Origin of the sequence: Bradyrhizobium huanghuaihaiense, assembly GCF_007830635.1 — a bacterium.
GTDB classification, from domain to species: domain Bacteria; phylum Pseudomonadota; class Alphaproteobacteria; order Rhizobiales; family Xanthobacteraceae; genus Bradyrhizobium; species Bradyrhizobium huanghuaihaiense.
The window spans coordinates 37,953-61,616 of the sequence record NZ_VLLA01000033.1; the positions used below are offsets into that span (position 1 = coordinate 37,953).

The 23,664-nt window shown below is 64.7% G+C and carries 25 protein-coding genes and 1 pseudogene; 10 read left to right on the forward strand and 16 right to left on the reverse strand.

Annotation, left to right across the window (positions count from 1 at the left end; all coding sequences use genetic code 11):
• Positions 1–26 precede the first annotated feature (26 nt).
• Positions 27–305: a hypothetical protein gene (locus tag IQ16_RS38690; RefSeq protein ID WP_244636016.1), complete on the forward strand. Its 279-nt coding sequence runs from the start codon at positions 27–29 to the stop codon at positions 303–305.
• A gap of 168 nt (positions 306–473) precedes the next feature.
• Positions 474–1,208, forward strand: coding sequence for a metallophosphoesterase family protein (locus IQ16_RS38695; RefSeq protein WP_018644041.1), 735 nt, complete (start codon positions 474–476; stop codon positions 1,206–1,208).
• A gap of 18 nt (positions 1,209–1,226) precedes the next feature.
• On the opposite strand, the gene IQ16_RS38700 is transcribed toward IQ16_RS38695, so the two are convergent.
• The 3 genes from IQ16_RS38700 to IQ16_RS46370 form a co-directional block, all read right to left on the reverse strand.
• Complete coding sequence (locus tag IQ16_RS38700) at positions 1,227–1,649, reverse strand: hypothetical protein (RefSeq protein ID WP_018644040.1); 423 nt, start codon at positions 1,647–1,649, stop codon at positions 1,227–1,229.
• A gap of 51 nt (positions 1,650–1,700) precedes the next feature.
• Positions 1,701–2,003, reverse strand: a complete 303-nt coding sequence (locus IQ16_RS46090; RefSeq protein WP_018644039.1) for a hypothetical protein — start codon at positions 2,001–2,003, stop codon at positions 1,701–1,703.
• Between the two features lie 201 nt (positions 2,004–2,204).
• Positions 2,205–2,360 (reverse strand): hypothetical protein, encoded by a 156-nt coding sequence (locus tag IQ16_RS46370; RefSeq protein WP_018644038.1) that lies wholly within the window; start codon positions 2,358–2,360, stop codon positions 2,205–2,207.
• 714 nt (positions 2,361–3,074) lie between these two features.
• Here IQ16_RS46370 and IQ16_RS46100 point away from each other — a divergent pair.
• From IQ16_RS46100 to IQ16_RS38715, 3 genes are all read left to right on the forward strand, one after another.
• Positions 3,075–3,248: a hypothetical protein gene (locus tag IQ16_RS46100; protein ID WP_018644035.1), complete on the forward strand. Its 174-nt coding sequence runs from the start codon at positions 3,075–3,077 to the stop codon at positions 3,246–3,248.
• Positions 3,249–3,480: 232 nt separating this feature from the next.
• Positions 3,481–3,732, forward strand: coding sequence for a hypothetical protein (locus IQ16_RS38710; protein WP_026312154.1), 252 nt, complete (start codon positions 3,481–3,483; stop codon positions 3,730–3,732).
• A 141-nt stretch (positions 3,733–3,873) separates the two neighbouring features.
• Positions 3,874–4,239, forward strand: a complete 366-nt coding sequence (locus tag IQ16_RS38715) for a VanZ family protein (protein ID WP_018644033.1) — start codon at positions 3,874–3,876, stop codon at positions 4,237–4,239.
• 22 nt (positions 4,240–4,261) lie between these two features.
• Here IQ16_RS38715 and IQ16_RS46105 read toward each other — a convergent pair whose 3' ends face one another.
• From IQ16_RS46105 to IQ16_RS38775, 12 genes are all read right to left on the reverse strand, one after another.
• Positions 4,262–4,546, reverse strand: a complete 285-nt coding sequence (locus IQ16_RS46105; protein ID WP_018644032.1) for a hypothetical protein — start codon at positions 4,544–4,546, stop codon at positions 4,262–4,264.
• Between the two features lie 125 nt (positions 4,547–4,671).
• Positions 4,672–5,118 carry a hypothetical protein gene (locus IQ16_RS38725; protein WP_018644031.1) on the reverse strand — a complete coding sequence of 149 codons (447 nt, stop codon included), beginning with the start codon at positions 5,116–5,118 and terminating at the stop codon, positions 4,672–4,674.
• A 150-nt stretch (positions 5,119–5,268) separates the two neighbouring features.
• On the reverse strand, positions 5,269–6,996 hold the full coding sequence (locus IQ16_RS38730) for a hypothetical protein (RefSeq protein ID WP_020607937.1): 1,728 nt from the start codon (positions 6,994–6,996) through the stop codon (positions 5,269–5,271).
• 5 nt (positions 6,997–7,001) lie between these two features.
• The gene (locus IQ16_RS38735) at positions 7,002–8,093 is read right to left on the reverse strand and encodes a protein-glutamate methylesterase/protein-glutamine glutaminase (protein ID WP_018644029.1); all 1,092 of its coding nucleotides are present in this window, start codon (positions 8,091–8,093) and stop codon (positions 7,002–7,004) included.
• Between the two features lie 16 nt (positions 8,094–8,109).
• Positions 8,110–8,964, reverse strand: coding sequence for a CheR family methyltransferase (locus tag IQ16_RS38740; protein WP_018644028.1), 855 nt, complete (start codon positions 8,962–8,964; stop codon positions 8,110–8,112).
• 135 nt (positions 8,965–9,099) lie between these two features.
• Positions 9,100–10,902, reverse strand: a complete 1,803-nt coding sequence (locus IQ16_RS38745; RefSeq protein ID WP_018644027.1) for a methyl-accepting chemotaxis protein — start codon at positions 10,900–10,902, stop codon at positions 9,100–9,102.
• A gap of 61 nt (positions 10,903–10,963) precedes the next feature.
• Entirely contained in the window at positions 10,964–11,452 is a 489-nt protein-coding gene (locus IQ16_RS38750) for a chemotaxis protein CheW (RefSeq protein ID WP_018644026.1), read from the reverse strand.
• A 67-nt stretch (positions 11,453–11,519) separates the two neighbouring features.
• The gene (locus IQ16_RS38755) at positions 11,520–13,217 is read right to left on the reverse strand and encodes a methyl-accepting chemotaxis protein (protein WP_018644025.1); all 1,698 of its coding nucleotides are present in this window, start codon (positions 13,215–13,217) and stop codon (positions 11,520–11,522) included.
• 37 nt (positions 13,218–13,254) lie between these two features.
• Positions 13,255–13,716 carry a chemotaxis protein CheW gene (locus tag IQ16_RS38760; RefSeq protein ID WP_026312153.1) on the reverse strand — a complete coding sequence of 154 codons (462 nt, stop codon included), beginning with the start codon at positions 13,714–13,716 and terminating at the stop codon, positions 13,255–13,257.
• Positions 13,716–15,791: a chemotaxis protein CheA gene (locus IQ16_RS38765; RefSeq protein ID WP_018644023.1), complete on the reverse strand. Its 2,076-nt coding sequence runs from the start codon at positions 15,789–15,791 to the stop codon at positions 13,716–13,718. Before IQ16_RS38765 ends, IQ16_RS38760 begins: the two co-directional genes overlap by 1 nt.
• On the reverse strand, positions 15,788–16,153 hold the full coding sequence (locus IQ16_RS38770) for a response regulator (protein WP_018644022.1): 366 nt from the start codon (positions 16,151–16,153) through the stop codon (positions 15,788–15,790). Before IQ16_RS38770 ends, IQ16_RS38765 begins: the two co-directional genes overlap by 4 nt.
• Positions 16,153–16,476, reverse strand: a complete 324-nt coding sequence (locus IQ16_RS38775; protein ID WP_018644021.1) for an STAS domain-containing protein — start codon at positions 16,474–16,476, stop codon at positions 16,153–16,155. The genes IQ16_RS38770 and IQ16_RS38775 overlap by 1 nt, the downstream gene beginning before the upstream one ends.
• 287 nt (positions 16,477–16,763) lie before the next feature.
• Between IQ16_RS38775 and IQ16_RS38780 the strand changes: the two genes are divergently transcribed.
• The 3 genes from IQ16_RS38780 to IQ16_RS38790 all read left to right on the forward strand — a co-directional run bounded on the left by IQ16_RS38780 (position 16,764) and on the right by IQ16_RS38790 (position 20,922).
• Positions 16,764–17,894: an HD domain-containing phosphohydrolase gene (locus tag IQ16_RS38780; RefSeq protein WP_018644020.1), complete on the forward strand. Its 1,131-nt coding sequence runs from the start codon at positions 16,764–16,766 to the stop codon at positions 17,892–17,894.
• A 189-nt stretch (positions 17,895–18,083) separates the two neighbouring features.
• Positions 18,084–18,752, forward strand: a complete 669-nt coding sequence (locus tag IQ16_RS38785) for a hypothetical protein (protein ID WP_026312152.1) — start codon at positions 18,084–18,086, stop codon at positions 18,750–18,752.
• 19 nt (positions 18,753–18,771) lie between these two features.
• Positions 18,772–20,922 carry an adenylate/guanylate cyclase domain-containing protein gene (locus IQ16_RS38790; RefSeq protein ID WP_018644018.1) on the forward strand — a complete coding sequence of 717 codons (2,151 nt, stop codon included), beginning with the start codon at positions 18,772–18,774 and terminating at the stop codon, positions 20,920–20,922.
• Positions 20,923–21,100: 178 nt separating this feature from the next.
• On the opposite strand, the gene pobA is transcribed toward IQ16_RS38790, so the two are convergent.
• Positions 21,101–22,273, reverse strand: coding sequence for a 4-hydroxybenzoate 3-monooxygenase (gene pobA, locus IQ16_RS38795; RefSeq protein ID WP_018644017.1), 1,173 nt, complete (start codon positions 22,271–22,273; stop codon positions 21,101–21,103).
• Positions 22,274–22,323: 50 nt separating this feature from the next.
• Between pobA and IQ16_RS38800 the strand changes: the two genes are divergently transcribed.
• Both IQ16_RS38800 and IQ16_RS38805 read left to right on the forward strand, forming a co-directional pair.
• Positions 22,324–23,229 (forward strand): helix-turn-helix domain-containing protein, encoded by a 906-nt coding sequence (locus IQ16_RS38800; protein ID WP_026312151.1) that lies wholly within the window; start codon positions 22,324–22,326, stop codon positions 23,227–23,229.
• 299 nt (positions 23,230–23,528) lie between these two features.
• Positions 23,529–23,664, forward strand: a pseudogene (locus IQ16_RS38805) (IS5/IS1182 family transposase); the annotation flags it as partial.

Here is a 23,664-nt window from a genome sequence, read left to right on the forward strand (position 1 = left end):
TCGTGACCAATTCGGGGAGTTGTGTCGTGAGTACGGTTGCCGTTTTCAGCCTGTTGATTGGATCGTTGCTGGGAGGCCGATTCCGCATCTTCATCCTGCCGCCCGTCATCGTTGTCGGTGCGGCGATCCTCGGTGCGGGGTTGACCTGGCAAGGACATGATTCGGCTCACACCGTTGTGACGATTCTTGTTTTTGCGGCCGTGCTCCAGCTCGGCTATTTCTGCGGCGCGGCTCTGGTCCGCGCGCGGGCGTCCGCCTATCGCGGCAAGGCCGCGCCCTCGTTCGACGGCCGTAGCTTCGGCTAGTCGACTGGACGCGCTGGGGATCGACGGCTCGCCACGCGCGAGATATCGGTCAGTAGCACAAATCAACCTTCAGAAGCGGAAGCCAGGGAAAAAGCGGCTCGTGGCACCCCGTTTTCGCCGATAGCATATTGACATCCCGGGCGAAGCTCTCTGAAAGAGTTGCACCCCATGCCCACGACCGCGCCCAAAAATTCGCCACGGCCGAAGCTACCCAACGGCGTGCGCATCTATGCGATGAGCGACATCCACGGCTGCGCGCATCTGCTCGAACAGATGTTTGCCGTCATCGACGCGGACATGGCGAACAGCCGGCCCTATCGCGCCATCGAGGTCTTCCTGGGCGACTACATCGACCGCGGGCCGGATTCGCGCCACACCCTCGACCTCCTGATCAGCCGCAGCCGCCGCCGCAACACGGTGTTTCTCAAGGGCAATCACGAGGCCTATTTCACCTCGGTGCTGGAGGATCCCTCCCGCACCGCCGACTGGTTTCAGTTCGGCGGACTGCAGACCTTGATGTCGTACGGCGTGTCGGCAGCGCCGGGCCTCAGCAAGGACGAACAATCCGACCTCGTGCGCGAGCTCACATCCGCGATGCCGCCGGAGCACATTGCATTCCTGCGCCAGTTGCGGCCGACATTCACATGCGGCGACTTCTTCTTCGTCCATGCCGGGGTGCGCCCGGGCATCCCGCTCTCCGAACAGCGCGAGTCCGATCTGTTGTGGATCAGGGACGAATTCCTCCAGAGCAAAAGGCGGTTCGGCAAATACGTCGTGCACGGTCACACGCCGGTGAAGCAGGCCGAGTTGCTGGAGAACCGCGCCAACATCGATACCGGCGCGTACGCCACCGGAAATCTGACGCTGCTGTCCATCCAGGGCAACAGCATGCTCGCGATCTAGCCGACGACACCCGACACTCTAATTGGTGGAGCTTGCCGGAGGCTTGTATTCCGGAAAGCGGCTCAGCATCGCCGCCTTCAGGAACTTGAAATGCGCGATCGAGGCGCCAAGCTCCTTGAGCCGGCGCTGGCCGTTCAGGATCTCCTTGTCGAACAAATCCTGGTGATGGTTGTCGAGCGCCTCGCGCTCGAGATATTCGTCGTCGCCATTGCCGATGGTCACCGCCGCGCGCGCCAGCACGTCTTCCACCCGGCGGTTCAAGCCCGACTGTTCCCGTTCCGCCGCATGGAGCGCGTCCTCGATCGCGCTCATGATGGCTTCGATGCGCGTGCGATCGGTTTCGGCGTCGCGCTCGGGCGAGCGCGCCCGGAAGGTCTGCTCTCCCCCGAAACGGTCTTTCAGGAAGTTATGGGTGCGGGCCCGCAAGAAGAGCTGAAACATGCGTGCATTTTCCGGTTCGAGGCGCCAGACCAGAAAATGGGTCCGGGATGGTTAATAAAGGCTGAATCCTTCGCGCCGTTCGGTGCGGCTTTGCGCCATCCAGGCCTTCCAGGCGCCCTCGTGCTTCTCGTAGAGCTCGAGCCGGCGCCGCTCGCCGGCATCAGGCCACGTATCGCGGCCGTCGGACGCCAGCTGCACCCGGCCCGGCGCCTGTCCGCTGTCGAGCCGCTCGAACTCGAACGTCTCCTCGGGCGTCAGGCCAATCAGGACGCGTCGGCCTCCCGCATCGACGAAATACCGCCGCGGCGCGGTGTTCGTCGAACTGGTGAAGGCGTCTACCCGCGCTCCCGTCATGATCCACTCCCCCTGCCGCGATACAAGCCGGCGCGCCACGCCGGTTGTAAATCATAGAAATACTCGCAAGCACTCTCGCCGACGTGATGCGCCAGTCTCGTCTTCGAGTTGTGTCGAGATCATGATGAGCGCCGCTGATTTTCTTGCCACGCCCGCGATTTTTTTGGCAGCACCGTGCTCGCGAAACGATCGGTCGCGCGCTCAGCTGAAGAACCAGACGAACAACCTCACCAGCAACAGCGTGATGAAATACACCCATCCCGCCATCGCAATCAGCGCAACGCTGAAAAATGCGCCTTCGAATGCCCACTCTCTGATCTTGGTGAGAGGAATCGCCGCTCGCGCTTTTTGAAGCATCTCGGTCTTCTGATTTGTTTGATTTATTCGTGGTCGTTGGCGCGACCATAGCCGAACGAATTCGACGATCTCGTGACGTCTCGCCTGAGCGAAGCGCAATGCTGCTCGTCGAGATTGAGTGCGGCACACGCCGCCGTCGCGACTGGATCGATTCTGGTTCGGCACGGTTGCGATCAGCGCCCGCGCGGTGATTCAATCCAAATCGACTCCGCCCTCGGCGAAGCGCGGCCGTCGCGACAACGATTCTGAAATCGCATTCAAGTGATCGTGGCGAGACGATGTCTGCGGGATTGGCGCCGCGCCCGTCACTCGCAGATGCGGCGCTTGGCGCGCCGGCTCCGATGGCCCTGGCTTCGGACAAAGTTGCGCGGCCCGATCGGCTTCGTCACGCGGCCACGACCTCACGCCACGCCGTGAAAGCGAGGTCGAACGCGAGCCGCGGCCCTTCGAACTCCATTGCGGCCATCGGAGCGCGCAGATCGGCCATGGTCGACGAAAACCCCGTGGTACTACGGAGCGGCGCGCGCCGATTTCATCGCGGTAAGGTTGAGCGGTTAGCTTAATCCGCGGTGTTTGTTGCGAATGCCGAAGGATCGCATATCCATCTTCGCACCGGGCTTTCCCCAGGCCCGGCCCCACCAAGCAAAGCCGTCGAGCGAACGTGGGTCCGCTTGGCGGCTTTGTCGTTGTGTCGACGAGAGGATGATTTCGGTTATGGCGCGCAGGCCCTGGTCGTTCAAGGAAGACCGCCGGCTGATGGAGTTGGCCAAGTCTTCGGCATCGCTGGAAGAGGCGGCGAAGCTTCTCGGTCGCTCGCCCGACGCGATCAAGCGCATGGCCTTGCGCCTCGGCCTGTCGCTGAAATCCAAGAGCACCAAGAAGAACTGACGCCCGCCGCACCGGCCATGCACGACAGTTCACGGACGAGCGCGCCTCCCCGCATCAAGCGACGACGGAAGGCCGCCAAACGACGCAATCCGAATACCTCCAGCACACTCGATCTCTCCGCGCCGGGATGTTAAGCTGCCCGGCGACGAAGATTGAGCGTCGTTTTTTCGGCGGAGAATGATCGCGCCATCGGCTGCGATATTCGCCCGATCGGTTGTTGGAGGAATGCACCATGTTGTCCCGCGCACTCGCCGTAGCCCTGTTCCTGGCTCTGCCTTCGATGGCGTCGGCGCAAGTTCCTGTACGGTTCGGATTTCCGAACGGTGCGCCATGGTGCGCCTTTGGCTTCGATTGCAGGTTCCTCAACTACCGGGAATGCGCGGACTGGATCTATGATCCGGCGCGGAACTGCCTCAAGAATCCGCAGTTCGCGGCCCACTACCCGACCAATGTCGACAAGGGCTGGTCCTACAATCGGCGCTGAACGTCACGTCCCGCGAACACCTTTGTCACCGTCAGGCGCGTGGCTTCGCGCCTGAGCGTTCGTCCCCTGAAGGTTCATGAACTTTAACGATGTTCTTGGCTTTCGAAAGCGGCCGGCGGACAGAGCCTTTATGCTGGCGCCATGCGCCGCAACCATCTCATCGCAGCCGCGGGAATCTGCCTCGCGCTCATCATCTACGCCACGCTCGCCAAGCTCGCGGGCAGGCCGGTGCTCGTGGGCCACGCGGAGGCCTATTGGGTCGTCGTCATCGAGCGCTTCAGCGCCTATGGCCTGTTGGGCTTCCTTCTTTCGTTCCTGTTGCCCGGCCGGCTCAAGCTGGCTTGCATGTTCGTTTTGGCCGTCGCGATCGGACTCGAGGTTCTGCAAGCAGTAACGCCGGATCGCGATCCGCGGCTCGTAGATGTGCTGCAGAAGGCCGCCGGCGGCACCGTCGGCGTCCTTCTGGCTCAAACCATCCTGGCTTTCCTGCCGCGGCCGCCATCCTAGGAGTGCAGGTGGCTCAGCGGAGTTACGCCACGCCGCGCCTGAGGCTCTCCTGCTCGGTCGCGAGAACGCCGGACATCTGCCGATGGGTCTCGCGCAGCGCCGCGATCGCATCGTCGAGCGCGAAGTCGGCCTCGCGAATGGTCTCGAAGAACCGGGCCATCATTACAGGGTTCAGCTTGACGCGGGTGTTCCCGTCGCGGCTCTTGCGGCGGTCGAGCGACAGATGCAGCGCCTGCAGCCGTGCTTCGGCAGCACTGCAGCCATTGAGTGTCGCGAATTCATCATAAGTCATCCAGATCTGAGGCATGTCCCTGTCCGCCTTTTGTTATGGGCCTCAACCTAGAGGTCACCTCTAAAAGCGGGGTTGCTGCAGTGCAGTCTCGCGATGTTTTCGCGACAACAGCGTCAATGCAAAGCTAAGACGCCGGCGCTTCAGGACAGGGGAGTCTTGGTCGGCGTAAACACGGGGCGTGGTCGGGTACGTTTGTCGAGGCCCTTCGGCAGCTTGTCGGCGTTGAGCTTCACCACCGCGCATCGGGCGTCGGAGGCCGGCGCATCCTCCTGGCTGTAGATCAGCGTCGCCTCGAACTTCACGTCGGGTGCTTCCCTGGCCGTTCCCGTGCAGGTCGCCAGCAGGCCGTTGCATACACCCGAGAGATCGACCTCGACCCGGTCCGGCCCGAACACGTTCGGCGGACCATCGGAGTGGCGGTTCACGGTCAAGACCGCCGAGAAGCGCTGCTCATCGACACGATACGAGCCGCCATAGGTGAAGAAGCTGTCCCGGCCTGAAATCCGGCCCTCGGCGAGGTCCACCAGGCCGGTGCCCTGACCACGCGGGGTCCTGAACCAGGCTGCATACTTGCCGTCTCTCAACATACGGAAATTCTCGCCGTGAAATTGACGAGGTATTTGCAACCAACTCTGGGGCGCGACAATGACCAAACCGCCAGCGCTAACGGCAAGGTTAACGCCCTCGAAACCCGATCCGTCGAATTGCGGCCGAGGCGTGCGGCGGCGGCGCGGAGATCAAAACAATTCTATGCCGTCATCCGCGGCCTCGACCGCCTCGACGCGCCGCGTGGCGGCGATCGACGCAAGCCCGAGCGCCTGCAAGAATTCACGGTGGACGTCCCGCTCGCGCTCCATCGTGTAGCGCGCAAAGAGATCGTCGAGCATGGCCTCGTCCTGCGCTTGCGGCTGCGGACGCTGCGCGCCCGCGCCCGCGGTCTCGAGGCGCGTCGCAACAGCAGGCAGGGCGGCGGAGCCCTCGCCAAGCGTGGTCATCAGGCCTTGCGCCGAATTCATCAGGCCTTCGAATTCGGCGCCTTCGTCGACGAGCCGCTTCATCAGCTTGTCCAGCCGTTCGTTGCCCGCCTCGACCTCGCGCAGCGCCTGGAGGATTTGCGGCTCGAGCTGGGCGAGCTGCGTGGGATCACCCTGCACGCGCAGCTCCTTCAGCTCTCTTGCCGAACGCTCGATGCCGTCGAGCACGGGTCTCAACCGCGCCGCGCCCGCCGAGACCTGGTCCGCAGTCGCCTTGAGCTCGTTGGCGATCACGACGAAGGCGCTGCCGCGGCTGCCGAGATGGCTTGCCTTCAGGCCGGCATTCATCCCGATCAGGGTGATGTCGACGGTGGCCTCGGCAAGGCCCGATATCGCCTGACGAAACTTCGCCAGCGTGTCCTCGACGATCGCGAGTGCGTCGTCGACCGAACGGCCGGCGCCCTCGCAGGTGAAGATCAATGTCGAGGCATGTGCCAGCGTCTGCTTGATGCGCGTCAGGAACGACGACGAGCCGCCATCCTCACCGCCGAACAGCGCGCGGCCATGGCCGACGACGCTGCCGGCATCGTTCAGGATCGCCGTCAGTGCCCGGACGATCTGTCCGATGTCACTGCCGAACTCGCGCTGGGCGTCCCTGAGCAGCGCCGCCTGCAACTGGCAGATCGCGCGCGCGCCGTCGTCGCTCGCAACCGGTTCGGGAACAAGGCTCGGAGATGCCCCGGAAGCGAGGCCGAGACCGTGACAGACATGCTCGAGCCGCTGGCGCGTGCTGTCGCCGGCCTGCAGCGAGATGATCGCGCTGCCGACCGCCTCGGCGATCTTTCTGGTGCTGGCGCTCGCGAGGTCGGCGAGATGGCTGCTCTTGCTGCGCTGGTCGCGCAGTCCGCCATAGGCCGCGCCGAGCGCGGCGCTCTCCGACACCAGCTCGTTTCGGTAGCGGCTCTCGAACTCCTTCTGCCGGGCGGAGGCAGTGGCGACGGCTTCCGACAGGCGTTGCCGATCTCTCCCGCACTCCTCGAGCGAACGCTGCACCGCCTTGCCGAGGTCATAGGCTTCCTGGGTGAAGGCGAGAAAGCCCTCGCGATCGCCGTCGAGCGAGGCCGCCTCGATCCGCGCACTGCGCGCGATGATCGTGATCATCTGGATGTGCTTGAACAACGGCTTCAGCAGCGAGGACGCCTCTGCGGTGCTCGCGCCGATCGTCGCAAGCAGCGCGCTCTCGGCCGGCAGCGCCTGCGCCAGCTCGCTGAGCCGGGCGGCAATCTCCTGCAGCGCGGTCGCGGCGCCCTCGATCTCGGCGCCCGAGAGCTCCCCGGAGAGCGTCGCGAGGCCCTGGTTCAGCTCCTTGAAGATGATGTGGCCGCGGCCGAGCTCGTGACCGACCCGCGCGAAGACGTCCTCGATGCGCGACGAGACGTCCTCGATCGCGGCGATCGCTTCGGTGAGCGTGCGCGGTGGAATGGCGGACATCGCGCTCAACCTGTCATCACGGTATGTCCGGCCTGGTACCAGGCCATGATCTCGCGCGGAATATTGTGCAGCGAGACGACCTTCTCGACGCCGCCATGGGCGATGGCTTCCTTGGGCATGCCGAACACCACGCTGCTCTCTTCGTCCTGCGCCCGCGTCGAGGCGCCGAGCTTGCGCATCTCCAGCATGCCGCGCGCGCCGTCATCGCCCATGCCGGTCATGATGACGCCGAGCGCATTGGCGCCGGCATGCTGGGCCGCCGAGCGGAACAGCACGTCGACGGAGGGGCGATGCCGCGACACCGGCGGCCCGTCCTTGATCGCGATCTGGTAGCGCAGGCCGATGCGCTGGAGCAGCATATGGCGGGCGCCGGGCGCGATATAGGCACAGCCCGGCAGCACCGGCTCGCCGTCCTCGGCCTCCTTGACCCGGATCTGGCAGACGCTGTCGAGGCGCCTGGCAAAGGCCGCGGTGAAGCCCGCCGGCATGTGCTGGACGATGAGAAGCGGCGGACAATGCGACGGCAGCATCTCGAGGACGTCGTTGAGCGCTTCGGTGCCGCCCGTCGAGGCGCCGATACACACGATGCGCTCCGTCGTCGGCCGGGTCTTGCCCTGCACCGGCGGCGGGATGATGGCGTCGGCCGTCAGCTTCTTCTCGACCATGCGGCGCTCCGAGCGCGGACGGACCCGCGCACGCGCTGCCGATTTAACCGCCTCGCGCAGCCGGGTGGAGCATTCGAGCAACGCCTGCCGCGTGTCGATCTTCGGCTTCGGCACGATGTCGACCGCGCCCGCCTCGAACGCCTCGAACATCACGTTCGAACCCTCTTCGGTCAGCGAGGAGCAGATGATCACCGGGATCGGACGCTGCGCCATAATTTTGCGCAGGAAGGTCATGCCGTCCATGCGCGGCATTTCAAGATCGAGAATGATGACGTGGGGCAGCTCCTTCTCGAGGCGGCGGGCCGCGACGAAGGGATCTGAGGCGGTCGCCATCACCTCGATATCAGGGTCTTCGGAAAGGATCGTCTGAAGGATTTGGCGCACCGACGCCGAATCGTCCACGATCAGCACGCGAACTTTCTCCCTCGGCATTGTGGTTGCGCTCCGGCTAGACCTGGAAAATGGTTGGCTGAACTTGCTTCAAGCCCGGTACTGCACTGTGAATCATCGATTCCGAATGTCCGACCAGCAGATAGCCGCCGGGCCGCAAATGGCTGCACAATTGCTGGATCACCTTGCGCTGCGTCTCGCGCTCGAAATAGATCAGGACGTTGCGGCAGAAGATGATGTCGACGTCGCGATCGACGGGATAGGACGCATCCATGAGGTTCATTCGCATGAAATGCGTCATGCGCCGCAGCTCCGGCACAACCCGCACCTCGCCCCGCGACTTGTCCCGCGACGACAGGAAGTATCGCTTCACGAAGTTCTCAGGCACCGGTGCGAGCACATCGCGGGTGTAGATCGCGGTCTTGGCGAGGCGCAGCACGGCCGTCGAGATGTCCGTCCCGAGGATGCGATACTGGAAGCGCGAGCCGTTTCGCGTCATGTCGTCCAGCACCATCGCGGTCGTATAGGCTTCCATGCCGGTCGAGCTCGCCGAGCTCCAGATCTTCAGGTTCGCGTTCCTGCGGCCGTGCGATTTGAGCAAAGCGGGGACGGCGACGTCCCGCATGAAGGTGAAGTGCTGGGGTTCGCGGAAGAAATCGGTCTTGTTGGTCGTCACCACATCGATCAGGTGGGTGAGCTCGGTGTCGAAATGGTCGGCCTCGAACAGGTTGTCGACATATTCGTTGAGGTCGGAAAAATTCAACGCGCGCACGCGCTTGTGCAGCCGCCCCTCCAGCATCAGCCGCTTGCCTTGCGGCAGCTTGATGCCGACCTGGCCCTCGATCAGTTCGGCAATGGTCCGGAAGTGGCGGTCCGACAGATGCACGGCCGTATCCTGCACGGCGGGCATCATGGCTGCATGCCTCGGTCCGGGACGGCCGCCTGCACTGAATGTCGGGCCGAACGGGCCATCTTGAATCCTACACGTCTACGCAATGACTGAAGACAGATCGGCCCCCCGATTGGGGGGCCGATCCCACAAAGACACTCAGCGTTGGAACTCGGCGTCGCGGTCGTCCTCGCCGTCGTTCATGTCGAAGGCGAAGCCGCCGCCGCCGGCGACCTTCACGGCGCGCGCGGGCCTCGCCATCGGCTTCTTGGCCGGACGCTCCGCCGCCGCCATGGTCGCCGCCTTGGCGCGCAACTGGGTCACGGCCCGGTCGATCGGTGCGGCCTGGCCCTTTCCACCCTGCTCGATACGGAAATAGGCGATGGTCGACTGGAGCTGCTCGGCCTGGGAGGCAAGCTCCTCCGACGTCGAGGACACCTGCTCGGAGGCGCTGGCGTTCTGCTGACCGACCTTGTCGAGCTGCTGGATCGCCTGGTTGATCTGCGCCGAGCCGACGTCCTGCTCGCGGCAGGCCGCGGTGATCTCCTCGACCAGCTCCGCGGTCTTCTTGATATCAGGCACGAGCTTGGCGAGCATGGCGCCGGCCTCCTGCGCCACCTTGACGGTGTCGGTCGAGAGCGTGCCGATCTCGGCCGCGGCCGCCTGGCTGCGCTCGGCGAGCTTGCGCACTTCGGATGCGACGACCGCAAAGCCCTTGCCGTGCTCGCCGGCGCGCGCGGCCTCGACTGCCGCGTTCAGCGCGAGCAGATCGGTCTGGCGTGCGATCTCCTGCACGATGGTGATCTTCTCGGCGATGGTCTGCATCGCGTTGACGGCGCGCCCGACGGCTGCGCCGCTCGCCTCGGCGTCCTTGGCGGACTGTGCGGCGATCTTCTCGGTCTGGTTGGCGTTGTCGGCATTCTGCTTCACGTTCGAGGCCATCTCCTCCATCGAGGAGGAGGCTTCCTCCGCGGACGAGGCCTGCTCGGTTGCGCCCTGCGAGAGCTGCTCGGCGCTGGCGGACAATTCCTGGCTGCCGGCCGAAACGTTCTGCGCCGCGGTGAGCGCTTCCGACACGATCTGCCGGAGCTTCTCCACCATGCGCTCGAGCGCGAGGCCGAGCGTGTCCTTGTCCGACAGGGGCTTGGCTTCGACCATGAGATTGCCTTGCGCGATCTCGTTGGCGAGGGCCGCGGTGGCATTCAGGTTCACCGTCATCGCGTTCAGCGACTTGATGAGGTCGCCGATCTCGTCGTTGCTGGAGGACTCGATCTTGCGGCTGAGATCGCCGATCGCGACCGCGTCGGCGAGGCCGACGGCCTGGGCCAGCGCCCGGTTGATGTTCATCGCAATCCAGGTCGCGGCGACGGCAGCGATCAACAGCGAGGCGATGACCAGGCTCATCAGCAGCAGCTCTGCACGCGAGCCGTCCTGCTTGGCTTGTTCGGCCTGCTCGGCCATGTTCTTCTTGACGTTCTTGATGTAGGCGTCGGCCGCTTCCAGCGCGTCAGCGACAAACTTGCGGCCGTCGTGCATGGACCGGTCCAGCGCCTTCGGCTTGTCGGTCTTGGCAAGCCTGACCGTCTCATCCTGATAGGCGTTCAGCTTGGCGAACGCGACGTTGAAGCCTTCCATCAGCTTCTTGCCACCTTCGCTGGCGGCGGCGTAGATCTCGTCCTTGGACTTGGCGACCGCTTCGCGGTTCTTGGCGAGATCGGCGACGAACTGGTCATACTCCGCATCGGACGCCGCCAGGATCGAGTTCTTCTCGGCGCGCACGAGGAAGAGAATGCCTTCCTTCAGCTCGGCGGCCTTCTCCATACGGCCCGCGCGGGCGACGAGAACCTCGGTGGTGCCGACCATGTCGGCCAGCTTCAAGTAGCCGACCGCACCGGCGATCATGGAGAGCAGAATGACGACGCCGAAGGCGCTGGCAAGCTTGGCTTTGACGGTGAATCTCATTGTGGGGCTCGTTGGTTCGAATTGGGGTGCTTACGCTTGACCACGCTTCACACTTGCAAACTCAGGCGGCGCGCGGCGCATCGGCGCCGGCATCGCTTGCTTCCGGAATCCTGTCATTCGCCATCAGCTTGGCGAGGTCGAAAATGACGACGAACTTTTCGCCCTTGCGGCCGATACCGGCGGCATAGTCGGACTGCCACGTCCCGCCGACCTCGGGGATCGGCTCGATCGCCTGCTCGTCGATGTCGGTGACCTCGAACACGCAGTCGGCGACGAAGCCGACGCCGACCAGGCGGTCCTTCATCGGCACGTCGAGGATGATGATGCGGGTCGCCTCGGTCGCAGCAATGCTGGGCAGGCCGAGCTTGGTCCGGAGGTCGACGATCGGATAGCCGCTGCCGCGCACGTCGATCATGCCGAGCAGGAAATTCGGCGCGTGTGGAAGCCGCGAGATCGGCCGCATGTCCAGGATTTCGCGGACGTTGCGGATGCTGATGCCGAACGTCTCGCCGGCGAGCCCGAGCGTCAGATATTGCGAGGTTGCGGCCATGATGCAGTCCAGGGGGTCCGAAGGTTTTGGAAACGAGTACGGTCCGGCGCGAGGCCGGACCGGTTGATCAGCGTTGGAATTCGGCGTCGCGGTCGTCTTCACCGTCATGCATGTCGAAGGCGAAACCGCCGCCGCCGGCGACCTTCATCGCGCGGGCCGGCTTGCGGACGGGCACGGGCTTCTTCGCGCCGCGATCTGCTGCCGCCATGTGCGCCGCCTTGGCGCGGAGCTGGGTGACGGCGCGATCGATCGGCGCGGGGGCGGCGCTCTCGCTGCGTCCGGCATGCTCGATCCGGAAAAACGAGATGGTCGACTGGAGCTGCTCGGCCTGCGAGGCGAGTTCCTCCGAGGTCGAAGACACCTGCTCGGACGCGCTGGCGTTCTGCTGGCCGACCTTGTCGAGCTGCTGGATGGCCTGGTTGATCTGCGCCGAGCCGACGTCCTGCTCGCGGCAGGCCGCCGTGATCTCCTGGACCAGCGCGGCGGTCTTCTTGATGTCGGGCACGAGCTTGGACAGCATGTGGCCTGCTTCCTGCGCGACCTTCACGCTCTCCGTCGACAGCGTGCCGATGTCGGCAGCAGCGGCCTGGCTGCGCTCGGCGAGCTTGCGCACTTCGGAAGCAACCACCGCAAATCCCTTGCCATGCTCGCCGGCGCGCGCGGCTTCGACGGCCGCGTTGAGCGCGAGCAGGTCGGTCTGGCGGGCGATCTCCTGCACGATGGTGATCTTTTCCGCGATGGTCTGCATCGCCTCGACGGCACGACCGACGGCGACGCCGCTGGCCTCGGCATCCCTGGCCGACTGGCCTGCGATCTTCTCGGTCTGGTTGGCGTTGTCGGCGTTCTGCTTCACGTTCGAAGCCATTTCCTCCATCGAGGACGAGGCCTCTTCCGCGGACGAGGCCTGCTCGGTCGCGCCTTGCGAGAGCTGCTCGGCACTGGCGGAGAGTTCCTGGCTGCCGGCGGAGACGTTGCTGGCCGCGGTGAGCGCTTCCTCGACGACCTGCCGAAGCTTCTCGACCATCAGGTTCAGCGATTTGACGAGGTCACCGATCTCGTCATTGCTGGAGACGTTGATGGTCTGGCTGAGATCGCCGCTCGCCACCGCGCCGGCAAGGCCGACCGCGCGACCAAGGCCACGGGAAATGCTCATCGAGATCCAGATCGCCGCGATCAGACCGATCGCAAGCGAGGCCAGCACGGCCGAGATCAGCATCATGTGGGCCCGGTTGCCGTCCTCATGAGCCCGGGCGGCCTGCTCCGCCATGTTCTTCTTGACGTTGCTGACATAGGCGTTGGCGGCCTCCATGGCTTCGGCGACCGCCTTGCGGACTTCGGTCATCGAGCGCTCGGCGGCCTTCGCCTTGTCGGTCCGGGCCGTCTTGAGGGCGTCGTCCTGAACGGCATTCATCCGGGCATAGGCGGTGCCGAAATTCTCAATCAGCTTCTTGCCCTCGGCGGAGGCCGCGGCATGGATCTCCTCCTTCAGCTTCAGCAGTGTCTCGCGCTGCTTGGCGATCTCGGCGGTGAAGCGATCGGCCTCGCTTTCGGGCGCGAGCAGGAGGTTCTTCTCGGCCCGAACCTGAGACAGAATTCCCTTTTCGATTTCCGCCGCACGATCCATCCGGCCGGCGCGCGACACGAGGCTGTCGGCGGTGTCGATCATCTCGCTGAGCTTCACATAAGCGAGGCCGCCCGCCGCCATCGAGAGCAGCAGGACCACGCCGAACGCGCTGGCAAGCTTTGCCTTGACCGTAAATCTCATTTCCAGCCCCTACCCCAGTCTCGCCCGAGACCTCATTTCAATTCAGGATGCGTTCCATGTTGGGAACGATGACGAACTCTTCGCGCCATTTGGCGATGAAGCGAATGAACTCCGGCTTCCAGTGCATGCCGACGCGCGGCGTCTGCTGCACGTCGGTCTGCGATATCTCCGTGACCTCGTAGACCTTGTCGGCGGTGACGCCGACCAGAACAGGCTCGCCGTCGAGCTCGAGCTCGATCACGACGATGCGCGTGTCGGCCGAATTCTCGAGCTGCGGCATGCCGAAACGGAGGCGCAGATCGGCGAGCGGGATGACGTTGCCGCGCACGTTGATCACGCTGGGAACGAAGGCCCGGGCGCCGGCGACCTTGGTCACGGGGACGGGATCGATGATCTCGCGCACGAGGCCGGCGTCGAGCGCGAACTTCTCCTCGCCAAGGCCGATCATCACGACCTGCATCGCACCCGTCTGATGCTCTCCGGCCAAGCTATCGTTCATCACGCCGCCTCGCTGATGTGCTGCTTCTCGACCTTCGACTGCGCCAGCGTGACGAGCTGGGCGACGTCGAGAATCAGCGCCGCCGTGCCGTCACCGAGAATCGTCGCGCCGGAGAAGATCGTGACGTCGGAATGCAGCTTGGAGAGCGACTTGATCACGGTCTGGTGGTTGCCGATGATCTGGTCGGCGACGAGGCCGACGCGGGTCTCGCCGGTCGAGATGATGATCGTCTTCTGGTGCTTGTCCGGCGAGCCGGAGGCCGTCAGAAGCTCGCGCAGACGCAGGAACGGCACGAGGTTGCCGCGCACGTTGAGGAAGTTGCGGCCGCGCGAGCGCTCGTCCTCGGCCGTCAGCTCGACGCATTCCTCCACCGCCGACAGCGGAATGATGTAGCGGCCTTCGCCGACGCGGATCAGGAGACCTTCGATGATCGCGAGCGTCAGCGGCAGGCGCAGCGTCACTGTCGTGCCCTGGCCCGGCCTGGTCGACAGGTCGATCGAACCGCGCATGTTCTCGATGGTGCGCTTGACCACGTCCATGCCGACGCCGCGGCCCGACAGCGCCGAGATGGTCTGCGCTGTCGAGAAGCCCGGGTGGAACAGGAACTGGTGGATTTCGTGATCGGTGAGCACGGCGCCGGCGGCGATCAGGCCCTGCTCTTCCGCCTTGGCACGGATGCGCGCGGTGTTGAGGCCGCCGCCATTGTCCTTCACGGTGACGAGGACCTGCGCGCCGGAATGAACGGCGGCGAGCTCGATCCGACCCTGCTCGGTCTTGCCGTTGGCAGCGCGGGTTGCGTTGTCCTCTATGCCGTGGTCGATGGCATTGCGGATCAGGTGCACCAGCGGATCGGCCAGGCACTCGATCATGGTCTTGTCGAGCTCGGTGTCCTCGCCCGTCGTGACGAATTCGACCGGCTTCGACAGATCCCGCGACAGATCGTGCACCAGGCGGCGGAAGCGGCCGAACAGGGAGCCGATCGGCACCATGCGGGCGCCCATCGTGGTGTCGCGCAAGGAGGATGCGAGGCGCTCGATCTCCTCGGCGATCATCTTGATCGAGAGATCGGAGCCGGAGGCGGCGAGCTGGCTGAGCCGCGCCTGGGCAATGACGAGCTCGCCGACCCGGTCCATCAGCTCGTCGAGACGCTCGGCCTGGACGCGAACTGTGGCGATGCCGCGCTCTTCGCGCTTGGCCTCGGCCTTCGGCTCCGGCTTGGCTTCGGGCTTCGGCTCAGCTTTTGCGACGGGCTGCTCCGCAATCGGGGCGGCAGCAATCTCGATCACCGGCGCAGCCATCTCGGCCATGGGCACCTGCTCCTCGTCGAGGAGCAGGAACAGTGGCGCCGGGGCCGGCGCTTCGATCTGCGCGAGCGGCGAGAGCGTCAGCTTCATCTCGTCCTGGACGAACATGAAGACGTCGTCGATCGCATCCTTGTCGCAGGCCGCGTGCAGCTTGACGTCCCACTTCAGATAGCAGTCTTCCGGCTCCATCTCGTCGAGGAACGGGATGCCGTCGGTGACCGGCACGACGAAGCAGGGGCCGAGCTTGCAGAGATCCTCCAGCAGGTCGAGCGGGTTGGAGCCGTTGCGCAGGATGTGGGATTCGAATTCGAGATAAAGATGCCAGCCGGCCTGCTTGCTCTCAGCTCGCGCCAGCGGCGGCGCTTCCGCGATCGCGGCGACCGGAGCTGCGGGCTGGTCCGCCGAGACGAAGCGCCTGAGGTCGTCGAGGATGGCTTCGCCGATGATATCGTCGGTCGACTGGGGATCCTCGATCAGGGTGCGGATGTAATCCTTGGCGGCGAGCGCGACCGAGATCAGCTCCTGCGTCGGCTTGATCTCGCCCTTGCGGACGCGATCGAACGCGGTCTCGAATTCGTGGGTGAAGGAGGCGACCTTGTCGAAGCCGAACATGGCGCCCGAACCCTTGATCGTATGCAGGGCGCGGAAGGCGGAATCGACCAATTCGCGGTCGTCGGGACGCTGGCCGAGATCGAGCAGGGCCCCTTCCAGGACCTCGAACAGCTCGCTGGCTTCCTGGCGGAAGACCTCGGTCGGGTCCATCGCGCTCATGCGCGCACCAGCTTGCCGACGACGGCGAGCAACTGCTCCGGCTTGAATGGTTTCGTGATCCAGCCGGTGGCGCCGGCGCTTTTGGCTTCCTGCTTCACCGCATCGTTGGATTCGGTGGTCAGGAACACGATGGGCATGCCGACCGCGCTCGGCAGCTTGCGCAGCGCCCGGATCAGCTCCAGCCCGTTCATGACGGGCATGTTGAGATCGGTGATGACGAGGTCGAGCTTGCCGGCCTGGGCCTTGGCGAGCCCTTGCGCGCCGTCACCGGCCTCGATCACGCTGTGACCGGCCGGCTCGAGGACGACCTTGATCATCTGCCGGATGCTGGGGGAATCGTCGACCGTGAGAATCGTGGCCATTAGGTGCCATCTTTCTTATGCGGGAAATGCTGATCGATCATCGCATCGCTGGCGATGCCGGCGCGGCGAAGGGTGTTGCGCAGAGACTGGGAGAATGAGGTGAGCACCACCGGGCGGCCCTGGGCCTCGCCCGTCTTGGCGGTCGACAGCAGAAGCTGGATCGAGGTCACGTCGGCCTTGTCGACGCTGGAGCAGTCGATCTCGAGCCGGTCCTGCCGGCCGAAAGCCTCGCGGATCAGCTCGTAGACACTGCGGATCGCAGCGATACTGCAGTCTGCAGGCAGCCGTAGGGACCACTTCGGCTCAGTGACATCAGACGACATTCGTCCCCCAAAATTTCCGGGGACTCACTGCACGCATGGCGCGAATCCCGCGCGCCGACTATTCGGTATGGAGAGTGTGCAAACTCCTAATGGATACCTCCGTACAACTACGGGTCACAATTCGAAGAACTTCGCGTATGCGCGCAGGCGTGCATGGCTCGCTCAAATCTCATGCGCCGCGCGCAGTCATGAAGCAGCTTGCCGCCGGTGAAACGTTTGCTTCGCGTTAAATCGCAAAGGCTAGTTGTTGAGGTCATGCCTCGCCATCCGAACAAGTCCGGCCGCCGATGCTGACCCAAGCGCTTCTGGTTGACGACAGCCGCTCCGTCCTCAACTTCCTGAAACGGCACATCGAGGCCGAAGGTCTGGTCGAGGCCACCACCTTCCTCGATCCCGTGGACGCGCTGGTCTGCGCGCGCGAGCGCGTCTTCGACCTCGTGCTGGTCGACTACGAGATGCCGCACATGGACGGCATCAGCTTCATCCGTACGCTCCGCACCCTTCCCGGCTGCGCCGACATCCCGATCGCGATGATCACGTCGCGGCAGACCGACGACGTGAAGATGGAAGCGCTGCAGGCCGGTGCAACCGATTTCCTGCCCAAGGCGCCGCAGAGCGTCGAGATGACGGTGCGTCTGCGGAATTTGATTCAGCTTGGTGCAGCCGTACGCAAGCTCAACGATCGCGCCGCGCATCTGGCCAGCGAAGTCGCAGCCGCGACTCGAAAACTCGGCGAGCGCGAGGAGGAGATCATCCTGCGGCTCGCGCTTGCGGTCGAATACCGCGACAACGACACCGGCGAGCACACGCTGCGGGTCGCCCGCTACAGCCGCATCATCGCCGAGCAGCTCGGCCTGCCGGCCCGGCTCTGCCGCGACATCTATCTGGCCGCCCCCCTGCACGACGTCGGCAAGGTCGCCATTCCCGACAACATCCTGCTCAAGCCCGGCAAGCTGACCGACGAGGAGATGGCGGTGATCCGGACCCACGCCAGGATCGGCGAACGGATCCTGGCGGACTCCAGCTGCGAGCTGATCCAGCTTGGCGCACAAATTGCCGCAGGCCATCACGAGCGCTGGGACGGCGCAGGCTATCCGAACGGCCTCAAGACGGACGAGATCCCGGTTGCCGCACGCGTGGTCGCGGTCGCCGATGTGTTCGACGCGCTGACGACGAGGCGGCCGTATAAGGAGCCGATGCCGCTCGAGACGGCGCGCAATTACCTGATCGAGAACGCGGGACGGCAGTTCGACCCGGCCTGCGTCGAAGCCTTTCTGTCGCGCTGGGACGAGGTCGTGAAGATCGCCGCCGGACAGCAGGCGACGCCGTTTGTGAAGGCCGAAGCCACGCTCGCTCCTAGCGCAGCGCAGAGCCGTCCGGTCGAGGAGCGCGCGCCCGGGCCGGTCCCGGCCATCTGACATTATCCATCCGGCCAACAGCTTGCCGCAGCTCCGGTTTCTCCGGTCGCCGGGTTGAACCTGTTCCTGCTAGAGTGGCACCAATAATAAAGAGTGATTCTGGTCACACTTGCCTGGGCGCGCCGCTGCTAAGCATCGGACCTGGACGGGGACCGGCAAATACATCGGTCGAATTGGATGAGAGCTCCCATGAGAAGTCTGATCGGCGCCGCTGTCGGCGCGTTCTGTGTTGCGGCCCCCGCCTTGGCGGAGACCCCGGCCGCAATCGTCGAGGATGTACAAGGCAAGGTCGACGGCATCGCCTTCATGGACTATGTGGCGCCGGGCAAGATCATCAAGCTCGGGCCCAAGGCGAGCATCACGCTCAGCTACCTGAAATCCTGTCAGCGCGAGACGATCAGCGAAGGCGTCGTGCTGGTCGGCGCCGAGCAGAGCACGGTGCAGCTTGGCGAGGTCAAGCGGGAAAAGGTGCCCTGCGACACCAATGCGGCAAAACTGTCCGAGCGCGAGGCCAACCAGAGCGCAGCGACCACCTTCCGCACGATGCGCTCGGATGCCAAGGGCGCCCCGGCCAAGCTGCCGACGCTCTACGGCACAGCCCCGCTGGTGCAGGCCAAGAGCGGCAGCACGCTCGTGATCGAGCGCACCGATGGCAAGGAGCCCACCATCACCGTGCCGCTCAAGAACGAGGTCATGGTCGGCGGCAAGTTCTATGATTTTGCCAAGGCCGGGAAGTCGCTGACGCCGGGCGGCAGCTATCTCGCCATCCTCGGCGCCAAGCGCTACGCCTTCCAGGTCGATGCCAGCGCCACGTCATCGCCGACGCCGATCGTCGGCCGCCTGCTGCGGCTCGAATAGCCGGCCTAGCGACGGCGCGATGCGGCGGATCGGCAGGCGGGACATCGTTGCGGCGATCCTGATCGCGCTCCTTGCGGGCGCGGTCTTCACGTCATCACCGCTTCAGGCGCTGCAAGGTCTCTCCCTCGACATCCTCACCGCGCTGCGCGGCAAACTCGTCCCCGACCGCCGTGATCCCGCGACGTCGCCGGTCGTCGTGGTGGCAATCGACGGGGAGACCTACGACACGCCGCCCTTCAAGGGATCGCCGACGCAGACCTGGACGCGCGAGATCGGCCGCGTGCTCGGCAGCATCACCGAGGGCGGCGCCAAGGTGATCGGCTTCGACGTGATCTTTCCGAGCTCGATCGAGCAGTCGGAGATTCCCTTTGGCGAAGCGTCGCTCGGCACGCGCATGAAGGGCTTTGACCGGGACTACCTCATCGCCCTGCGACAGCTCTCCGACAGCGGCAAGCTGGTGCTCGGCGAAATCCTGAGCAACGACCATCCGGACAGGCCCTACCGCGCACAGCAGCTCGCGGTGAAGAACAATATTCGCGCTCTCAACGTCCATACCGACCCCGACGACGTGATCCGGCGGATGCCGCTGAGCTTCTCCATCGACGGCAAGCCCGTTCCGGCGATGGCGGTCGAGCTAGCTGCCCGAGCGCTTGACGCCAAGCCCGAGATCGCGCCGTCGGGTGCGACGACATTGTCCGGCTATGCCGTCCCGAGCGCGGTGCCCAACACGCTGACGCTCAACTTCCGCGGCCTCGGCCGCGACGTCCCGGCCTATTCTTTCGCCGACCTGCACGCCTGCGCCGACAAGGGCGACCGCGACTTCTTCCACCGCGCATTCGACGGCAAGGTCGTGCTGCTCGGCACCATCCTGAATTTCGAGGACCGCAAGCTCACCTCGATGCGCTTGTCCGGCGGACATGACGGCTCGCCGGCGCCACGATGCGCCCTGCCCTCCACCACCGGCACCGCGCAGAAGGTCCGTAGCGACATCGCCGGCGTGTTCGTACATGCCGCTGTCGTTCGGAATCTGATCGAGCATGACGCCGTGACCGAGCTCGGCTTTCCGGCACGAACGATTCTCACGATTGTGCTTGCGGCGATCATCGCCTGTGCGGCCTGCATGCTCGCGCCTGGCGGCGCGCTGATCGCCTGGCTCTCCGTCACCGTCGTTTACACTGCCGTTGCCGTCGGCGCCTTCGTTCACGCACTGGCGCTGCCCCTGACGGAGCCTGCGCTCGCAAGCCTTGCTGCCCTCGCGATGATGATCGGCTATCGCTTCGTGCTTGCCGATCGCGACGAGCGTTTCCTGCGCAAGAGCTTTGCCCTCTATCTCGCGCCCGAGGTGATCGAGACCATGGTCGCCTCCGGCAAGATGCCTGCGCTCGGCGGCGAGATGCGCAACGTCACCATGTTCTTCTCCGACCTCAGCGGCTTCTCCTCGATCGCAGAGACGATGACGCCGGGCGAGCTGGTGACGCTGATGAACGAATATCTCTCCGCCATGACCGACATCATCGAGGGCCATGGCGGCTACGTCGACAAATACATCGGCGATTCCATCGTCGCCATGTTCGGCGCGCCCGCGGACGATCCTGCCCACGCAAGCAACGCCGTCCGCGCCGCGTTGAAATGCCACGAGAAGCTGGCAGAGCTCAATGCCGGCAATCCCGCCTTCGCCGGCCACGGCCTGTCGCACCGCATCGGGCTCAACAGCGGCGAAGCCGTGGTCGGCAATATCGGCTCCCGCCGCCGCTTCAACTACACCGTGATGAGCGACACCGTGAACGTCGCCTCGCGGCTCGAAGGCGCCAACAAATATTACGGCACCGCGATCATGGCCTCGGAAGCGACGGTCGCGCAGACCGGCGACACCTTCGCCTGGCGCGAGCTGGACGCGATCAGGGTGATGGGCCGCGGCGAGGCGATCAGGGTGTTCGAGCCGCTGGCGGACAAGGGCGCCGAGACGGCCGAGCAGACGAAGGTGGCGGTCGCGTATGCAGAGGGGTTGGCCTGCTGGCGGGCAAGGGAGTTTGCGAGGGCGGCTGATGCGTTCGGAAAGACGGCGAAGAGCGATCCGGCGTCGGCGCTGTTTGCGAAGCGCGCAAAAGTGCTGACGGCGAATCCGCCGCCGCCGGATTGGACCCCGGTCAATACGCTGGAAGGGAAGTAGCTTTCTTACCCTCCCCTGGAGGGGGAGGATCGGCTCACATTGAGCGCAGCGAAATGTGAGACGGGGTGGGGTGACAGTCTCTCCTCGCCAACAGTGCCCGTGTGGAGAGATCACCCCACCCCGCTCGCGCTGCGCGCGATCGACCCTCCCCATCAAGGGGAGGGTGAAGAGAGACCGCCTAAAACGGCAGGCCCACATAGTTCTCCGCAAGCAGGCGCTGCGCCGTCTCCGACGAGAGCAGATAGTCCAGCTCCGTCTGCTGCAGCCGATCCTCATATTCGATCCGGTCGGGGAAACGATGCAGCATCATCGTCATCCACCAGGAGAAGCGCTGCGCCTTCCAGATCCGCGCCAGTGCCTTGGCGGAGTAGCCTTTGAGGCCGGAATCGTCACCGCGCTGATAATGCGCGAGCATGGCGTGATAGAGATAGTAGATGTCGGAGGCGGCGCTGTTCAGTCCGCGCGCGCCGGTGGGCGGCACGATGTGGGCGGCATCGCCGGCGAGGAACAGGCGGCCATAGCTCATCGGTTCGGCGACGAAGCTGCGCAATGGCGCGATGCTCTTCTCGATCGACGGCCCCGTGATCAGGCGGCCTGCGACGTCGTCCGGCAGGCGGCGCTTAAGCTCGGCCCAGAACGCATCGTCGCCCCACGCCTCCACCTTGTCGGTCAGCGGCACCTGGATGTAGTAGCGGCTCAATACCTGCGAACGCAGGGAGCAGAGTGCAAAGCCGCGCTCGTGCTTCACATAGATCAGCTCGGGCGACACCGGCTTCGTGCGCGACAACACGCCGAGCCAGCCGAACGGATAGACCTTCTCGTATTCGCGCAGGACATCCTTCGGGATCGATTTGCGGCTGACGCCGTGGAAGCCGTCGGCACCAACGACGTAGTCGCAATCGACGCGGATGGTCTCGCCATTCGAGCGGTAGGTCACGTAGGGCCGGTCCGAGGTCAGCTCGTGCGGCGTCACATCCTCGGCATTGTGCACGACCTTGCCGCCGAAGCGGTCGCGCGCCTCGTAGAGATCACGCGTGAGCTCGGTCTGGCCGTAGACCAGCACCGAATTGCCGCCGGAATGCTTGTGCAGGTCGATATGGGACAGCACCCCGTCATGGGCAATCTCGAACCCATTGTGGATCTCGCCCTCGCGGTCCATCCGCTCGCCGCATTGCGCCTCGCGCATCAGCTTTGCAAAACCGTGCTCGAGCACGCCGGCGCGGATGCGGGCGAGCACATGATCGCGGCTGTATTTCTCCAGCACGATCGTGTCGATGCCCTTGAGATGCAGGAGCTGGGACAGCAGCAGCCCTGACGGCCCACCACCGATGATACAGACCTGAACTTTCATTTTTGCGCCCTCCCGTCGGCACTTTTTTGCAGATCTGGCTCTGCAAACCGATGGAGGGTTTCGCCATTGTCTTGTACTATTCGAACATGCGAAGCCCGGCCCCTGCCCCGGCGATCCGGGTGTACAACCTGTTCGGCGAATCCGGCGATCTGCCCGACGTCGTGCATTGCGAGACGATTGCGTCCCGCTCGGTGCTGCATGACTGGACCCTGGCCGTGCACCGTCATGCCCGGCTGCACCAGGTGCTGCTGATCGAGCGCGGCGGCGGCGAGGCGACGCTCGACGGGCGCGTGGTGCCCTTGAAGCCGATGCAGATCGTCAACGTGCCGGTCGGGCACGTCCACGGCTTCCGCTTCGAGCCGGGTACCCAGGGCTGGGTCTTGACCATCGCCGCCGAGATCCTGGACGAGGCGCTGCTCGCCGCCGAAGGCCTGCGTGGACCCTTGTCGCGATCTGCCGTGGTACGCGGCACGCCACGGATCCGCACCACCATGAAGCAGATTTTTGCCGAGCACGCCGCGCGGGATTTCGGCCGCGCCCATGTGCTGCGCGCGTTATCGGCGGCCATGATCGGACTGGTGGCCCGCGCGATCACCAGTGAGAGCGGCGGCAACGGCACTGCGGAAAGCGGCCTGTTCCGCCAGTTTGAGGCGCTGCTGGAGCAGCATCATCTGGAACGCTGGAGCGTTGCGGACTACGCAGACGCGCTGTCGATCACGCCGACCCATCTCAACCGGATCACCCGGGCGGCAACGGGCGATACCGCCTCGCACCTGATCCTCAACCGGCTGATCCGCGAGGCGCGGCGCAACCTCGTCTACACCAACCTGCCGGTCTCGACGATCGCCTACGCGCTCGGCTTCGAGGATCCCGCCTATTTCAGCCGGGTCTATGCGGCCGCCACCGGACTGTCGCCACGCGCCTTTCGCGCGCAGCTTCACGACGGCGAAGGCTGACACATCGGACGAAAGACCACGCGCGCTGATGGTCGGAGGTCACGCCGCAGTCGCGTTGGTTGCCGGCGCGCGCCCACTTACCTTCGTATATGGGGTGCTATCCTTTGGATAGGGGCCCCTTACCTCCGTAGTCGTCCGTGAAGAAGGACTAAGCCACTGATCGGGAATCTCGATTTGGGCTAAGGGGCATTTCCAGATTGCAAGGTTTTGATGCTTTGGGCGTCAGAACCTTGCGATTTGGTTTTCGTGGATTCCCTCGAAGCGGGAAGCATGATTCCTTGTCTGCATCGGAGGGAACGATGCGGCCGAAGAAGCACAAGACGACGGGATCGAACGATCTGTTCCGGGCTCGGCTCGACCAGATCATCAATATGAAGCACGAGCTGGTTCTGCTCGCCGGCAAGGTCGATTGGGACTGGATCGACGGCGAGATCG

What these genes read in the sequence shown, in the direction of transcription:
- IQ16_RS38780 (WP_018644020.1), top strand. Translation starts at nt 16,764, where the DNA reads ATGCTGACCCAAGCGCTTCTGGTTGACGACAGCCGCTCCGTCCTCAAC.
- IQ16_RS38770 (WP_018644022.1), bottom strand. Translation starts at nt 16,153, where the DNA reads ATGGCCACGATTCTCACGGTCGACGATTCCCCCAGCATCCGGCAGATG.
- IQ16_RS38745 (WP_018644027.1), bottom strand. Translation starts at nt 10,902, where the DNA reads ATGAGATTCACCGTCAAAGCCAAGCTTGCCAGCGCCTTCGGCGTCGTC.
- IQ16_RS38750 (WP_018644026.1), bottom strand. Translation starts at nt 11,452, where the DNA reads ATGGCCGCAACCTCGCAATATCTGACGCTCGGGCTCGCCGGCGAGACG.
- IQ16_RS38760 (WP_026312153.1), bottom strand. Translation starts at nt 13,716, where the DNA reads ATGAACGATAGCTTGGCCGGAGAGCATCAGACGGGTGCGATGCAGGTC.
- IQ16_RS38790 (WP_018644018.1), top strand. Translation starts at nt 18,772, where the DNA reads ATGCGGCGGATCGGCAGGCGGGACATCGTTGCGGCGATCCTGATCGCG.
- IQ16_RS46105 (WP_018644032.1), bottom strand. Translation starts at nt 4,546, where the DNA reads ATGCCTCAGATCTGGATGACTTATGATGAATTCGCGACACTCAATGGC.
- IQ16_RS38740 (WP_018644028.1), bottom strand. Translation starts at nt 8,964, where the DNA reads ATGATGCCCGCCGTGCAGGATACGGCCGTGCATCTGTCGGACCGCCAC.
- IQ16_RS38775 (WP_018644021.1), bottom strand. Translation starts at nt 16,476, where the DNA reads ATGTCGTCTGATGTCACTGAGCCGAAGTGGTCCCTACGGCTGCCTGCA.
- IQ16_RS38755 (WP_018644025.1), bottom strand. Translation starts at nt 13,217, where the DNA reads ATGAGATTTACGGTCAAGGCAAAGCTTGCCAGCGCGTTCGGCGTGGTC.
- IQ16_RS46090 (WP_018644039.1), bottom strand. Translation starts at nt 2,003, where the DNA reads ATGACGGGAGCGCGGGTAGACGCCTTCACCAGTTCGACGAACACCGCG.
- IQ16_RS38785 (WP_026312152.1), top strand. Translation starts at nt 18,084, where the DNA reads ATGAGAAGTCTGATCGGCGCCGCTGTCGGCGCGTTCTGTGTTGCGGCC.
- IQ16_RS38765 (WP_018644023.1), bottom strand. Translation starts at nt 15,791, where the DNA reads ATGAGCGCGATGGACCCGACCGAGGTCTTCCGCCAGGAAGCCAGCGAG.
- IQ16_RS46370 (WP_018644038.1), bottom strand. Translation starts at nt 2,360, where the DNA reads ATGCTTCAAAAAGCGCGAGCGGCGATTCCTCTCACCAAGATCAGAGAG.
- pobA (WP_018644017.1), bottom strand. Translation starts at nt 22,273, where the DNA reads ATGAAAGTTCAGGTCTGTATCATCGGTGGTGGGCCGTCAGGGCTGCTG.
- IQ16_RS38700 (WP_018644040.1), bottom strand. Translation starts at nt 1,649, where the DNA reads ATGTTTCAGCTCTTCTTGCGGGCCCGCACCCATAACTTCCTGAAAGAC.
- IQ16_RS38800 (WP_026312151.1), top strand. Translation starts at nt 22,324, where the DNA reads ATGGAGGGTTTCGCCATTGTCTTGTACTATTCGAACATGCGAAGCCCG.
- IQ16_RS38710 (WP_026312154.1), top strand. Translation starts at nt 3,481, where the DNA reads ATGTTGTCCCGCGCACTCGCCGTAGCCCTGTTCCTGGCTCTGCCTTCG.
- IQ16_RS38730 (WP_020607937.1), bottom strand. Translation starts at nt 6,996, where the DNA reads ATGTCCGCCATTCCACCGCGCACGCTCACCGAAGCGATCGCCGCGATC.
- IQ16_RS38725 (WP_018644031.1), bottom strand. Translation starts at nt 5,118, where the DNA reads ATGTTGAGAGACGGCAAGTATGCAGCCTGGTTCAGGACCCCGCGTGGT.
- IQ16_RS38695 (WP_018644041.1), top strand. Translation starts at nt 474, where the DNA reads ATGCCCACGACCGCGCCCAAAAATTCGCCACGGCCGAAGCTACCCAAC.
- IQ16_RS46100 (WP_018644035.1), top strand. Translation starts at nt 3,075, where the DNA reads ATGGCGCGCAGGCCCTGGTCGTTCAAGGAAGACCGCCGGCTGATGGAG.
- IQ16_RS38735 (WP_018644029.1), bottom strand. Translation starts at nt 8,093, where the DNA reads ATGCCGAGGGAGAAAGTTCGCGTGCTGATCGTGGACGATTCGGCGTCG.
- IQ16_RS38715 (WP_018644033.1), top strand. Translation starts at nt 3,874, where the DNA reads ATGCGCCGCAACCATCTCATCGCAGCCGCGGGAATCTGCCTCGCGCTC.